This window comes from Luteimonas marina (assembly GCF_007859325.1).
GTDB classification, from domain to species: domain Bacteria; phylum Pseudomonadota; class Gammaproteobacteria; order Xanthomonadales; family Xanthomonadaceae; genus Luteimonas; species Luteimonas marina.
The window spans coordinates 814,887-828,880 of the sequence record NZ_VOHK01000001.1 but is presented as its reverse complement, the minus strand read 5'-3'; the positions used below and the strand labels follow the sequence as shown (position 1 = coordinate 828,880).

At 69.2% G+C, this 13,994-nt stretch carries 8 protein-coding genes; 5 read left to right on the top strand and 3 right to left on the bottom strand.

The annotated features are described in order from the left end of the window. The first annotated feature begins 10 nt into the window (after positions 1-10). From FQY83_RS03865 to FQY83_RS03855, 3 genes are read left to right on the top strand one after another with little or no spacing between them, the layout of a single operon-like run. Complete coding sequence (locus FQY83_RS03865) at positions 11-1,357, top strand: UDP-glucose dehydrogenase family protein (RefSeq protein WP_146385142.1); 1,347 nt, start codon at positions 11-13, stop codon at positions 1,355-1,357. 5 nt (positions 1,358-1,362) lie between these two features. Then, a complete protein-coding gene (locus FQY83_RS03860) occupies positions 1,363-1,578 on the top strand; it encodes a SlyX family protein (protein WP_146385140.1) in 216 nt (71 codons plus the stop codon). A 14-nt stretch (positions 1,579-1,592) separates the two neighbouring features. Beyond that, positions 1,593-2,204, top strand: a complete 612-nt coding sequence (locus tag FQY83_RS03855; RefSeq protein ID WP_337678297.1) for a DUF2058 domain-containing protein — start codon at positions 1,593-1,595, stop codon at positions 2,202-2,204. 275 nt (positions 2,205-2,479) lie between these two features. Here FQY83_RS03855 and metH read toward each other — a convergent pair whose 3' ends face one another. The 3 genes from metH to FQY83_RS03840 all read right to left on the bottom strand — a co-directional run bounded on the left by metH (position 2,480) and on the right by FQY83_RS03840 (position 7,465). Further along, on the bottom strand, positions 2,480-5,218 hold the full coding sequence (metH, locus tag FQY83_RS03850) for a methionine synthase (RefSeq protein ID WP_146385138.1): 2,739 nt from the start codon (positions 5,216-5,218) through the stop codon (positions 2,480-2,482). 152 nt (positions 5,219-5,370) lie between these two features. Next, positions 5,371-6,465 carry a homocysteine S-methyltransferase family protein gene (locus tag FQY83_RS03845; protein ID WP_146385136.1) on the bottom strand — a complete coding sequence of 365 codons (1,095 nt, stop codon included), beginning with the start codon at positions 6,463-6,465 and terminating at the stop codon, positions 5,371-5,373. A 70-nt stretch (positions 6,466-6,535) separates the two neighbouring features. Beyond that, on the bottom strand, positions 6,536-7,465 hold the full coding sequence (locus FQY83_RS03840; protein WP_146385134.1) for an ArsR/SmtB family transcription factor: 930 nt from the start codon (positions 7,463-7,465) through the stop codon (positions 6,536-6,538). A 134-nt stretch (positions 7,466-7,599) separates the two neighbouring features. On the opposite strand from FQY83_RS03840, the gene FQY83_RS03835 reads away from it, so the two are divergent. Both FQY83_RS03835 and FQY83_RS03830 read left to right on the top strand, forming a co-directional pair. Beyond that, the gene (locus FQY83_RS03835; protein WP_192906659.1) at positions 7,600-8,760 is read left to right on the top strand and encodes an acyl-CoA dehydrogenase family protein; all 1,161 of its coding nucleotides are present in this window, start codon (positions 7,600-7,602) and stop codon (positions 8,758-8,760) included. Between the two features lie 167 nt (positions 8,761-8,927). Further along, the gene (locus FQY83_RS03830) at positions 8,928-13,976 is read left to right on the top strand and encodes an NAD-glutamate dehydrogenase (protein ID WP_146385130.1); all 5,049 of its coding nucleotides are present in this window, start codon (positions 8,928-8,930) and stop codon (positions 13,974-13,976) included. Positions 13,977-13,994 lie beyond the last annotated feature (18 nt).

Here is a 13,994-nt window from a genome sequence, read left to right as displayed (position 1 = left end):
GACTCCACGCATGCACGTCACGATCTTCGGAACCGGCTACGTCGGCCTCGTCAGCGGCACCTGCCTGGCGGAAGTCGGGCACGACGTGGTCTGCGTCGACATCGACCAGCGCAAGATCGACGGACTCGAAGCGGGCGTCATCCCGATCTACGAGCCGGGCCTGGAGCCGATGGTCAGGGCCAACCACGCCGCCGGGCGCCTGAAGTTCACGACCGACGCGGCGGCCGCGATCGCGGCGTCGGAGGTCGTGTTCATCGCCGTCGGCACGCCGCCGGACGAGGACGGCAGCGCCGACCTGCAGTACGTGCTGGCGGTCGCGCGCACGATCGGCCGGCACCTGCAGGCGCCGGCGATCGTCGTCGACAAGTCCACCGTGCCGGTCGGCACCGCGGACAAGGTGCGCGACGCCATCGCCGCCGAACTGGCGGCGCGCGGCGTCGACATTGCCTTCGACGTGGTCTCCAACCCCGAGTTCCTGAAGGAAGGCGCCGCGGTCGAGGACTGCATGCGACCGGATCGCATCGTCCTGGGCACCTCGAGCCCGGCGTCGATCGAGCGGCTGCGCAGGCTGTACGCGCCGTTCAACCGCAACCACGACCGCATCGTCGCCATGGACGTGCGCTCGGCCGAACTGACCAAGTACGCCGCCAACGCGATGCTCGCGACCAAGATCAGCTTCATGAACGAGATCGCGGGCATCGCCGAGAAGGTGGGCGCGGACATCGAGCAGGTACGCAAGGGCATCGGCTCGGACCCGCGCATCGGCTGGCACTTCATCTACCCGGGCGCGGGTTACGGCGGCTCCTGCTTCCCCAAGGACGTGCAGGCGCTGGCGCGCACCGCCGTCCAGCACGGCCACGAGCCGACCCTGCTCGATGCCGTCGAATCGGTCAACGACCGGCAGAAGAGGCACCTGTTCGAACTGGCCGTGCGCCACTACGGCGGCGCTGCGGCGCTGCGCGGCAAGACGATCGCGCTGTGGGGCCTGGCGTTCAAGCCGAACACCGACGACATGCGCGAGGCCTCGAGCCGCAGGCTCGTGCAGCAGCTGTGGGACGCCGGCGCACGCGTGCGCGCCTACGACCCGGAAGCGCGCGAAGAGGCGCGGCGCATCTTCGGCGACCGCGACGACCTCGTGCTGTGCGACAGCGCCGGCGATGCGCTGCAGGGCGCCGATGCGCTGGTCGTCATCACCGAGTGGAAGCAGTTCCGCAGCCCGGATTTCGCGCAGATCAGGGCGCGGCTGGGCGATGGCGTGCTCTTCGACGGCCGCAACCTGTACGAGCCGGCGGACGTGGAAGCAGCCGGGATCGCCTACTGGGGCATCGGCCGCGGCCGTTCCATCCGGCCGGAGTGATCGCGATGCCCGACGCGCTCGAACAGCGGCTGGTCGAACTGGAAACGCGCCTGGCGTTCCAGGAGCAGTTGCTGTCGGAACTGAACGACGCCCTCGCCGCGATGCGCCTGGAGGCGGTGGCCAACGCGGAGCTGTTGAAGCGCGTGCTCGAAGACCTGAAACTGACCCGCGGAGACGCCCCGGGCGATCCCGCGCTCGAGCCTCCGCCCCCGCACTACTGATCGACCGCACTGCCATGAGCGATTCGCTGCGCGACCAACTGCTGGGCCTGGGCTTCAAGCCCGCGCCGAAGTCGCCGCGCGGGCCGAAGCCCGCGCAGGGGCGTGCCGCCGCGGCGGCGAAGTCCGGCGACAGGCCGTCGAACGCGCGGAAGCCTCCGCCCGGCGACAACCGCAAGCGAAACAAGCCCGCGCGGGGCCGCGAGGAGATGGACCTGGCCAAGGCCTACGCCATCCGCGCGCAGAAGGAAAAGGACGAGCGCATCGAGGCCGAGCGCCTCAGGCAGGAGGAGGCGCGTCAGCGCCGCGAGGCGCGCGCCAAGCTCGAGGCCTTCCTCAAGGACAAGGCGCTCAACGACGCCGAGGCCGACATCGCCCGCCATTTCCCCTACGGCGGCAAGATCAAGCGCATCTACGTCAACGCCACCCAGCTCAAGGCGCTCAACGCCGGCGAGCTGGGCGTGGTGCAGCTCAACGGCCGCTACCTGCTGGTCAACGCCGCCGACCTCGCGCAGGCCGGGGCCATCTTCGCGCCGTCGGTCGCCCTGAAGGTCGACCCGGATGCGCCGGCGGAAGACGATCCCTACGCGGACCCGAAGTACCAGGTGCCCGACGACCTGGTCTGGTAGTCGTGGTCGCCCGCGGCACGGATGGCGCATCGAATCGGAGTGGCGCAACGCCTGCCGGTTTCTCGTCATTCCGGCGAAAGCCGGAATCCATCTTGATCTTTCCCGGGAATATTCAGGAATGAAGAAGAAAAATGGATCCCGGCTTGCGCTGGGATGACGGTGCTCAGGTTGTCTGGGGGCAGAGACAAGAACGCTCCAGGTGGCGCGCATCCTCGGGTCGCGGCTGAAGCCGCTCCTACGGCCCGAACGCGAATCGGCGTAGCCGAATACGCCGGTTATTCCGGATCGTAGTCCAGGTTGGAGGCCAGCCATCGCTCCACCTGCGCCAGCTCCACGCCCTTGCGCCTGGCGTAGTCGAGCGCCTGCTCCCTGGAGACGCGGCCGACGACGAAGTACTGGCTGTCGGGGTGGCTGAAGTAGTAGCCCGAGACCGCCGCGGTCGGCAGCATCGCGAAGCTTTCGGTCAGCGTCATGCCCGCGTTCCGGCCGGCGTCGAGCAAGCGGAACAATGTCGCCTTCTCGCTGTGCTCGGGACACGCGGGATAGCCCGGGGCAGGGCGGATGCCGCGGTACTTCTCGCCGATCAGGGCCTCGTTGTCGAGCGCCTCGTCTGCGGCGTAGCCCCAGAACTCCTTGCGCACGCGCTGGTGCAGGCGCTCGGCCAGGGCCTCGGCGAGGCGGTCGGCGAGCGCCTTGAGCAGGATCGCGTTGTAGTCGTCGTGGTCGGCCTCGAAGCGCGCGATGTGCGGCTCGATGCCGATGCCGGCGGTGACGGCGAACATGCCGATCCAGTCCTGCTTCCCGGAATCCTTCGGGGCGATGAAGTCGGCGAGGCAGAAGTCGGGGCGCTCGACGGGCTTGTCGACCTGCTGGCGGAGGAAGTGGAGCCGGACGCTCCCTGCCTCGCCTGCGCCGGACTCACCCCCACCCCAACCCTCCCCCGCAGGCGGGGGAGGGAGCTGGATCTCGACATCGTCCCCGATACCGTTCGCCGGCCACAGTCCGAACACCGCCTTCGCCGTCAGCCACTTCTCGCGCACGATCGTGTCGAGCATCGCCCGTGCGTCGCGGTACAGCTCGCTGGCCTGGGTGCCGACGACCTCGTCGGTGAGGATCGCCGGGAACTTGCCGGCCAACTCCCAGGCCTGGAAGAACGGCGTCCAGTCCAGGCACTCGACCAGTTCGGCCAGCGGATAGTCGTCGAACACGTGCAGGCCGGGCTGGCGCGGGGCGGGCGGATCGTACTCGGCCCACCGGCCGTCGAACCGCTGTCCGCGCGCCTTCTCCAGCGACACCAGCCGCTTGGCGTCGCCGCGGTTGCGGTGGCGCTCGCGGATCTCGGCGTAGTCGGATTCGTTGGCGGCGACGAAGGGGCCGCGCAGTTCGGCCGATACCAGCGACTGCGCCACGCCCACCGCGCGCGAGGCGTCCTTCACCCAGATCGTGGGCGACTTGTAGAAGGGATCGATCTTCAGCGCCGTGTGCGCGCGCGAGGTGGTGGCGCCGCCGATCATCAGCGGGATGGTCATGCCCTGGCGCTGCATCTCCCGGGCGACGTGGCTCATCTCCTCCAGCGACGGCGTGATCAGGCCGGATACGCCGATGATGTCGGCGTTCTCGGCCACCGCGGTGTCGATGATCTTCTGCGCCGGCACCATCACGCCGAGGTCGACGACCTCGAAGTTGTTGCAGGCCAGCACCACGCCGACGATGTTCTTGCCGATGTCATGGACGTCGCCCTTGACCGTCGCCATCACGATCTTGCCGTTGTTCCTGCCGGTGTCGCCGGTGCGCAGCTTCTCGGCCTCGATGAAGGGCAGCAGGTAGGCGACCGCCTTCTTCATCACGCGCGCGGACTTCACTACCTGCGGCAGGAACATCTTGCCGGCGCCGAACAGGTCGCCGACGATGTTCATGCCGTCCATCAGCGGGCCCTCGATCACGTCGAGCGGCCGCGTGGCCTGCAGGCGCGCTTCCTCGGTGTCCTGCTCGGCCCAGGCGTCGATGCCGTGCACCAGCGCGTGCGCCAGCCGTTCGCGCACCGGCTTCTCGCGCCACGACAGGTCCTCGCCCTTCGTTTCGCCCTTCCTGCCCTTGTACTTCTCGGCGATCTCCAGCAACCGCTCGGTGCCGTCGCTGCGGCGGTTGAGGATCACGTCCTCGACGCGCTCGCGCAGCTCCGGGTCGAGATCGTCATAGATCGGCATCGCGCCGGCGTTGACGATGCCCATGTCCATGCCGGCGCGGATGGCGTGGTACAGGAACACGCTGTGGATCGCCGCGCGCACCGGCTCGTTGCCGCGGAACGAGAACGAGACGTTCGACACGCCGCCGGAGACATGGCAGTGCGGCAGGGTCTGCTTGATGATCCGCGTCGCCTCGATGAAGTCGACCGCGTAGTTGTCGTGCTCCTCGATGCCGGTGGCGACGGCGAAGATGTTGGGATCGAAGATGATGTCCTCGGGCGGGAAGCCGACCTCGTCCACCAGGATGCGGTAGGCCCGCGTGCAGATCTCGACCTTGCGCGCGCAGGTGTCGGCCTGGCCGTCCTCGTCGAAGGCCATCACCACCGCCGCCGCGCCGTAGCGCAGCACCTTGCGCGCGTGCTCGACGAACGCCTCTTCGCCTTCCTTGAGCGAGATCGAGTTGACCACGCTCTTGCCCTGCAGGCACTTCAGGCCGGCCTCGATCACGCTCCACTTCGAGGAGTCGACCATCACCGGGATGCGGGCGATGTCGGGCTCGGACATGATCAGGTTGAGGAAGCGCGCCATCGCCTTCTCGGAGTCGATCAGGCCCTCGTCCATGTTGACGTCGAGGATCTGCGCGCCGTTGGCGACCTGCTGGCGCGCGACGTCCACCGCTTCCTCGTAGCGCTCTTCCTTGATGAGCTTGCGGAACTGCGCGCTGCCGGTGACGTTGGTGCGCTCGCCGACATTGACGAACAGCAGGTCCGGCGTGATGACCAGCGGTTCGAGGCCGGAGAGGCGGGTGTGGCGGGGTGAAGGCGTCATGGGCGGATCAGGCGGCGGCAATTGAATGGAAGCGGCGGGGCCGTTCAGTCGTCATCCCCGCGAAGGCGGGGATCCAGCTTCTTGAAGGCAACTGCGGGCAAGGACAAAAGACACTGGGTCCCCGCCTTCGCGGGGATGACGGTGGAGAGTGTTCATGCCGCCATTTCCAACGCGTGCGGAAGTGCGCGCGGCCGCAGGCCCGCCACCGCCTCCGCGATCGCGCGGATGTGGTCGGGCGTCGTCCCGCAGCAGCCGCCGACGAGATTGAGCAGGCCGGCTTCGGCGAACTCCCTCAGCACCACCGCCATCTCCTCGGGCGTCTCGTCGTAGCCGCCGAAGGCGTTGGGCAGGCCGGCGTTGGGATGCGCGCTGACATAGCCGTCGGCCACCAACGCCAGCGTCTCCACGTGCGGCCGCAGGTCCTTCGCGCCGAGCGCGCAGTTCAGGCCCACCGACAGCGGCCGGCCGTGCGCGACCGAGGCGTAGAAGGCCTCGGCGGTCTGGCCGGAGAGGGTGCGGCCGGAGGCGTCGGTGATCGTGCCGGAGATCATCACCGGCAGGCGCCCGCCGCGATCCTCGAAGGCTTCCTCGATCGCGTACAGCGCGGCCTTGGCGTTGAGGGTGTCGAAGATGGTTTCCACCATCAGCGTGTCCGCGCCGCCGTCGATCAGGCCCTCGATCGCCTCGCGGTAGGTCGCGCGCAGTTCGTCGAAGCTGGTGTTGCGGAAGCCCGGGTCGTTGACGTCCGGGCTGATCGAGGCGGTGCGGCTGGTCGGGCCGAGCACGCCGATGACGAAGCGCGGCTTGCCGGGCGTCGTTGCCTCGATCGCGTCGCAGCATTCGCGCGCGACCCGCGCGCCGGCCTTGTTGAGTTCGTAGACCAGGTGCTCGAGGTGGTAGTCGGCCTGGCTGACCGAGGTGGCGTTGAAGGTGTTGGTCTCGACCAGGTCGGCGCCGGCCTCGAGGTAGGCGGTGTGGATGCCGGCGATGATGTCGGGCCTGGTCAGCAGCAGCAGGTCATTGTTGCCCTTGAGGTCGTGGCCGCAGTGCGGCCCGTGGCCGTCGTGCGCCGGATGGTGGGCGTGGTCGTAGCCGTCGGCGAAGCGTTCGCCGCGGTAGTCGGCTTCCTGCAGTTCGTGGCGCTGGATCATGGTGCCCATGGCGCCGTCGATGACCAGGATGCGTTCGGCCAGGGCGGCTTCGAGCAGGGCGACGCGGTCGGGATGGAGCCAGGGCAGGGTTTTCATGGGGTCTCTTGGGGCGGGGTTTGGCTTGCGTTTGGTTCCCGGGAGGCCATATGGCGGGGCTAGCCCCGCCCTATGGTTTTCTTGCGATCATCGAGATCACTTCGAAATGGGGGGGGCGCTTTTCGCGGGTGACGGTTTCGGCGTTCACCAGTTCCAGGCCGGCGCGCGAGACGAAGCGGCGCAGGTCCTTGTCGGCGAAGCCGAGGTTGGCGTGGCCGTAGGCCTGCACCGCGCTCTGGTGTTCGTGCCTGGCCAGGCTCGACAGCAGCAGGCGGCCGCCGGGGCGCAGCACGCGCGCGGCCTCGGCCACCGCCTGCGCGGGCTTGTCGGCATAGGTCAGCGCGTGCATCAGTACCACCAGGTCGAATTCGCCGGCGGCGAAGGGCAGGGCGTGCATGTCGCCCTCGCGCACCTCGACGTTGCGGAACTTGCGCAGGCGTTCGGCGGCGGCGGCCACCACCCGCTTGCTGCTGTCGACGCAGACGTAGCGGTGCGCGTGCGGCGCCAGCAGTTCGGCCAGCACGCCGTCGCCCGAGGCGATGTCGAGCACGTCGCCGGTCTCCAGCAGCGGCAGCGCGCTGCGCGCCAGCGCTTCCCAGGTGCGGCCGGGGGAGTAGTGGCGCTCCATGTCGCCGGCCACCGAGTCGGCCCAGTTCTGGTCGGCGGCGCGCATCGCCAGCACGCCGGCCACGCGCTCGGCGTCCTGGCGCAGCAGCGGATCGTCGCTGCCGGTCGACAGCGCCTGCCACAGTGCGCGCTGCGCCGGGTCCAGGGATTCGTCGTCGAAGCGGTAGTAGGCCGACACGCCGGCGCGGCGGTCGCGCACCAGGCCCGCTTCCTTGAGCTTGGCCAGGTGGGTGGACACGCGCGGCTGGGCGAGGCGGGTGATCGCGGAGAGTTCGGCCACGGTCAGCTCCTCGCCTTCGAGCAGGGCCAGCAGGCGCACGCGGGTCGGGTCGGCAAGTACCTTGAGCCGGGTGGACCAGGCTTCGAGGTCCATACATATCTCCATATCGCGATATAGAGATATTCTGGCGCCATGCCCGTTCCGGGTCAAGTCGCAACCCGTCCACGGCGCTGCGCGGGGTGGGGTTCGTCATCCGACCCGGCTACAATTCCGTTTCTTCGGCAACGATGAGGCGAGTCGTGGATTTCGGGTTCAGCGAAGAGCAGTTGATGATCCAGGACGTCGCGCGCCGGATCGCACAGGAAAAGATCGCGCCCAGCGCCGAACACCACGACCGCACCGGCGAATTCCCGCTCGAGAACATCCGCACCCTCGGCGAGAACGGCCTGATGGGCATCGAGGTGCCGGCCGAGTACGGCGGCGCCGGCATGGACCCGGTGGCCTACGTGCTGGCGATGGTCGAGATCGCCGCCGCTGACGCCGCGCACTCGACGATCATGTCGGTCAACAATTCGCTGTTCTGCAACGGCATCCTCACCCACGGCAACGAGGATCAGAAGCAGAAGTACGTGCGCGCGATCGCGGAAGGCGCGGAGATCGGCGCCTTCGCGCTGACCGAGCCGCAGTCCGGCTCCGACGCCACGGCGATGCGCTGCCGCGCGGTGAAGCAGGCCGACGGCAGTTTCGTGGTCAACGGCAAGAAGAGCTGGATCACCTCCGGCCCGGTCGCGAAGTACATCGTGCTGTTCGCGATGACCGAGCCCGACAAGGGCGCGCGCGGGATCACCGCGTTCCTGGTCGATACCACGCGCGAAGGCTTCCACCGCGGCAAGACCGAGCCCAAGCTCGGCATCCGCGCCTCGGCCACCTGCGAGATCGAGTTCAGCGACTATGTGGTCCGGCCCGACGAGGTGCTGGGCGAGGAGGGGCAGGGCTTCAGGATCGCCATGGGCGTGCTCGACGCCGGCCGCATCGGCATCGCCTCGCAGGCCATCGGCATCGCCCGCGCCGCGTACGAGGCGACGCTGGAGTACGTGCGCGAGCGCAAGGCCTTCGGCCAGCCGATCGGCGCGTTCCAGATGACCCAGGCCAAGATCGCCGACATGAAGTGCAAGCTCGACGCGGCCCTGCTGCTCACGCTGCGCGCGGCCTGGCTCAAGGGGCAGGGCAGGAAGTTCTCGTCCGAGGCCGCGATCGCCAAGCTCACCGCCTCGGAAGCGGCGATGTGGATCGCGCACCAGGCGCTGCAGATCCACGGCGGCATGGGCTACTCGAAGGAAATGCCGATCGAGCGCTATTTCCGCGACGCCAAGATCACCGAGATCTACGAGGGCACCAGCGAGATCCAGCGGCTGGTGATCGCGCGCGGCGAGACCGGCCTGCGCTGAAGCAGCGGCATGTCCCTCCGCCAGTCCACCCGATTCGCCACCGCCCCCGACACCGGGGGCGTGCGCGTGCCCGTCCATCCGACATCCGGCGTGCCGAACCAGGGCCGCGCCACCCATCGTGGCCCGCGTGAGAACGCGGGCCTTGTTCAATCCGGAGCCCGTTCGTCATGACACCCGCCAGGCCGAAGAAGAAAGCGGCGACCACCGCCACGAAGAAGACCGCAAGCAAACCCGCGAAGAAGCCGGCAGCGAAGACCGCGGCGAAAGCGCCCGCGCCGCGCCGCGCGGGCGATGCGCGCATCCAGCCCCGCCAGGGCGGCAGCGTGCTGGATCCGATCTTCGCCGCCATCCGCAAGCTCGCCGGCAAGGCCGGGCAGGACGACGCCAGCTCCTTTGCCAGCGCGTTCTACCGCCGCCTGACCGAGGACGAACTGCCGCTGCACAGCGCCGAAGGCTGGGCGGCGCTGGCCAACGACCTGCTCGAGTTCGCGCGCAGGCGCAAGCCGGGCACGGCGCTGGTGCGGCTGTTCAACCCGAACCGCAAGGCCCACGGCTGGGAGTCGCCGCACACGGTGCTGCAGGTGGTCAACGACGACATGCCGTTCCTGGTCGATTCGGTGACGATGGCGCTGGCCGAGCAGGGCGTGGGCGTGCACGTGCTCGGCCATCCCGTCGTCCAGGTGTCGCGCGACCGCGCCGGCAAGCTGATCGGGGTGGGCGAGGGCGAGACCGAGTCGGTCATGCACCTCGAAGTCGATCGCCAGACCGCCGAGGGCATGGCGCGGATCGAAGCGACGGTGCGCCAGGTGCTGGCCGACGTGCGCGCGATCGTCAACGACTGGATGGCGATGCGCGAGAAGATGCAGCAGGTCGCCGCCGACCTCGCCAGCCGCAGGCTGCCGGTGACCGACGCCGAACGCCGGGAGGCGCAGGAATTCCTGCGCTGGGCTGCGAACGACCACTTCACCTTCTTCGGCTACCGCGAGTACCAGTTGCGCCGCAAGGGCGGCGAGGAACTGCTGGTGCCGGTCGAGGGCAGCGGCCTGGGCCTGCTGCGCGGCGCCGGCGAGGGCAAGGCGCGCCCGCTGAAGTCGCTGGCCGCGCACAACATGAGCAACCTCGGCCTGGCCGAGTCGCTGGTGCTGACCAAGACCAACGCGCGCGCCACGGTGCACCGCCCAGGCTACATGGACTACATCGGCGTGCTCGGCTTCGACGAGAAGGGGCGCGCGGTGTCCGAGCAGCGCTTCCTCGGCCTGTACACCTCCGGCGCCTACAACCGCCGGCCGTGGGACATCCCGCTGGTGCGCGAGCGCTACGAGCACGTGATGAGCGAATCCGGCCTCAAGCCCACCGGCCACAGCGGCAAGGCGCTCAAGCACATCCTCGAGACGCTGCCGCGCGACGAGCTGTTCCAGTCCAGCGCCGAGGAGCTGTACCGCCTCGGCACCGGCGTGCTCGGCCTGCAGGAGCGCGTGCGCAGCAAGCTGTTCCTGCGCCGCGACCGCTACGGGCGCTTCTATTCGGTGCTGGTCTACATCCCGCGCGACCGCTTCAGTACCGAAGTGCGGCGGCGCGTCGAGGCGATGCTGCGGCGCGTGCTGCACGCCGACCACGTCGACGCCAGCGTGCTGATCGGCGAGTCGCCGCTGGCGCAGGTGCACCTGATCGTGCGTCCGCGCAGCGGCGAGACCTTCGAGGTCGACCACGGCGAGCTCGAGCGCGAACTGGCGGTCATCGTGCGCAACTGGCAGGACGACCTGCGCGACGAACTGGTCGAGCGCCACGGCGAGGAACAGGGCCTGGCGCTGGCGGACCGCTACGGCCGCGCGCTGCCGGCCGGCTACATCGAGAACGCGACGCCCGCGATCGCGGCGACCGACGTCGACCGGCTCGCGGCCCTGCAGGGCGCCGACGATCTGCAGCTGAGCCTGCAGCAGTCGCCGCAGGCCCTGCCCGGCGAGGGCGCGCTGCGCTTCAAGCTCTACCGCCAGGGCGGCGACATCCCGCTGTCGGACGCGCTGCCGATGATGGAGAACCTCGGCCTGCGCGTGATCACCGAGCATCCCTACCGGATCGAGGTGGACGGCACGCCGGTGTACATCCAGGACTTCGAGGTCGAATCGGGCCTCGCCTCGCTCGACGTGGACCGCGCCGGCGAGGACTTCGCCGAGGCGTTCGCGCGGATCTGGCGCGGCGACGCCGAGAACGACGGCCTCAACCGCATGATCCTGGCCGCGTCGCTGACCTGGCGGCAGGTCGCGCTGCTGCGCGGCTACGGCAAGTACCTGCTGCAGGTCGGGGTGCCGTTCTCGCAGAGCTACGTCGAGGAAACCTTCGCCCGCAACCCGCTGATCGCGCGGCTGCTGGTCGAGGTATTCGAGGCGCGCTTCGACCCGCGCACCGGGCACGAAAGCAAGGCGCAGGTCGAGCAGGGCGCCGAGTCGCTCGCCGCGCAGCTGCAAGCGCTGGCGGGTGGCGACAAGGCGACGATGGCGATCCTGCAGCCGGTGATCGACGCGCGCCGGCAGGGCCGCAACGCGCAGTACGACAGCACGCGCAAGGCGCTCAAGGCGCTGCTGGACAACGTGTCGAGCCTCGACGAGGACCGCATCCTGCGCAGCTTCATGGGCGTGATCGACGCCACCCTGCGCACCAGCTACTACCAGTGCGCGAAGGACGGCGGTTTCAAGGAAACCATCGCCTTCAAGTTCGACTCGGCGCGGGTGCCGGAAGCACCCAAGCCCAAGCCCTACCGCGAGATCTTCGTCTACGGCCCGCGCGTGGAGGGCATCCACCTGCGCTTCGGCCCGGTCGCGCGCGGCGGCCTGCGCTGGTCCGATCGTCGCGAGGACTTCCGCACCGAGGTGCTGGGCCTGGTCAAGGCGCAGATGGTGAAGAACACGGTGATCGTGCCGGTCGGCTCCAAGGGCGGCTTCATCGTCAAGCGCCCGCCCGCCGGCGGCGACCGCGACGCGCTGTTCGCCGAGGGCGTGGCCTGCTACAAGCTGTTCATCAGCGGCCTGCTCGACATCACCGACAACATCGTCGACGGCGCGATCGTGCCGCCGGCGGACGTGGTCCGCCATGACCAGGACGATCCCTACCTGGTCGTCGCCGCCGACAAGGGCACCGCGACCTTCTCCGACATCGCCAACGGCATCTCCGCCGACTATGGCTTCTGGATGGCCGACGCCTTCGCATCGGGCGGCTCGGTCGGCTACGACCACAAGGGCATGGGCATCACCGCGCGCGGTGCCTGGGAGTCGGTCAAGCGCCACTTCCGCGCGCTGGGCCGCGATTCGCAGGCGCAGGACTTCACCTGCGTCGGCATCGGCGACATGTCCGGCGACGTGTTCGGCAACGGCATGCTGTTGTCGAAGCACATCCGGCTGGTGGCCGCGTTCGACCACCGCCACATCTTCATCGACCCGAACCCGGACGCGGCGCGCTCGTACAGGGAGCGCGAGCGCATGTTCAAGGTGCCGCGCTCGAGCTGGGCCGATTACGACGCCAACCTGATCTCGAAGGGCGGCGGCGTGTACCCGCGTTCGCTGAAGTCGATCGCGGTCTCGGCCGAGGCCTGCGAAGCGCTCGGGCTGCCCGAAGGCACGAAGTCGATGGCGCCGAACGAGCTGCTGTCGGCGATCCTGCGCGCGCCGGTCGACCTGCTGTGGAACGGCGGCATCGGCACCTACGTCAAGGCCAGCAGCGAACAGCACGCCGACGTCGGCGACCGCGCCAACAACGCGATCCGCGTCGATGGCCGCGACCTGCGCTGCAGAGTGGTGGGCGAGGGCGGCAACCTCGGCCTGACCCAGCTCGGGCGCATCGAGGCCGCGCTGGGCGGCGTGCTGCTCAACACCGACTTCATCGACAACTCGGCCGGCGTCGACACCTCCGACCACGAGGTCAACATCAAGATCCTGCTCAACGGCCAGGTGCAGGACGGCAAGCTGAAGATGGACGCCCGCAACAAGCTGCTGGCGTCGATGACCGATGAGGTCGCGGGGCTGGTGCTGTGGGACAACTACCGCCAGAACCAGGCGATCAGCCTGATGGAGCGCATGAGCGTGTCGCGGCTGGGCTCCAAGCAGCACTTCATCCGCACGCTGGAGCAGCAGGGCCTGCTCGACCGCCAGATCGAGTACCTGCCGTCGGACGCCGAGATCGCCGAGCGCAAGTCGCGCGGGCAGGGCCTGACCCGGCCGGAACTGTCGGTGCTGCTGTCGTATTCGAAGCTGGTGGCGTTCGACCAGCTGCTGCAGTCTGACGTGCCCGAGGATCCGTACCTGTCGAAGGAACTGCAGCGCTACTTCCCGCAGCCGCTGCAGAAGAAGTACGCGCAGGCGATGGAGCAGCACCGCCTCAAGCGCGAGATCATCGCCACCGCGGTCACCAACACGATGATCAACCGCATGGGCGCGACCTTCCTGCTGCGCATGCAGGAGGACAGCGGCCGCAGCATCGGCGACGTCGCCAAGGCCTTCACCATCACCCGCGAAACGCTGGAGGCGCGCGCGCTGTGGGTGGAGATCGACGCGCTCGACGGCAAGGTCGCCGAATCGGTGCAGATCGACGCCCTGCAGGTGATCTGGAACCTGCAGCGCTCGTTCACCCGCTGGCTGCTGTCGCGTCCGGGCGCGATCCCGGACATCACCACCGCGGTCGGCCGCTACCACGACGGCTTCCGCGACGTCCGCGCCGGCGAGCACATCCTGCCCGACTCGCAGCGGCCCGGGTACGAGGCCAGCCTGGCCGACTGGCTCGGCAAGGGCGTGCCCGCGGACCTCGCCGGCCAGCTCGCGGCGCTGCCCTACCTGGAGCCTTGCTGCGACATCATCGAACTGGCGGCCGAGCGCCGGCAGCGCCCGGTCGACGTGGCGAAGCTGCACTTCCGCGTCGGCGAGGCGCTGCGGGTGCCGTGGCTGGCCGAGCAGATCGACGCGCTGGAAGTGGAAGGCCGCTGGCACGCGGTCGCCCGCGGCGTGCTGCGCGAGGAGCTTGCGACGCAGCAGCGCGCGATCGTCGGCCAGGTGCTGTCGATCCAGGGCGGCACCGCGGAGGAGAAGGTGGCGAAGTGGCTGGAGCGCGACGATCCGACGCTGCGCTTCACCCTGTCGATGCTGGCCGAGCTCGCGGCGCAGAAAACGCTGGACTACCCGACCGCCTCGGTCGCGGTCCAGCGCCTGTCGCAGCTCGCGCAGCGCAGCTGACGCCGTAGCGTCCTTCAG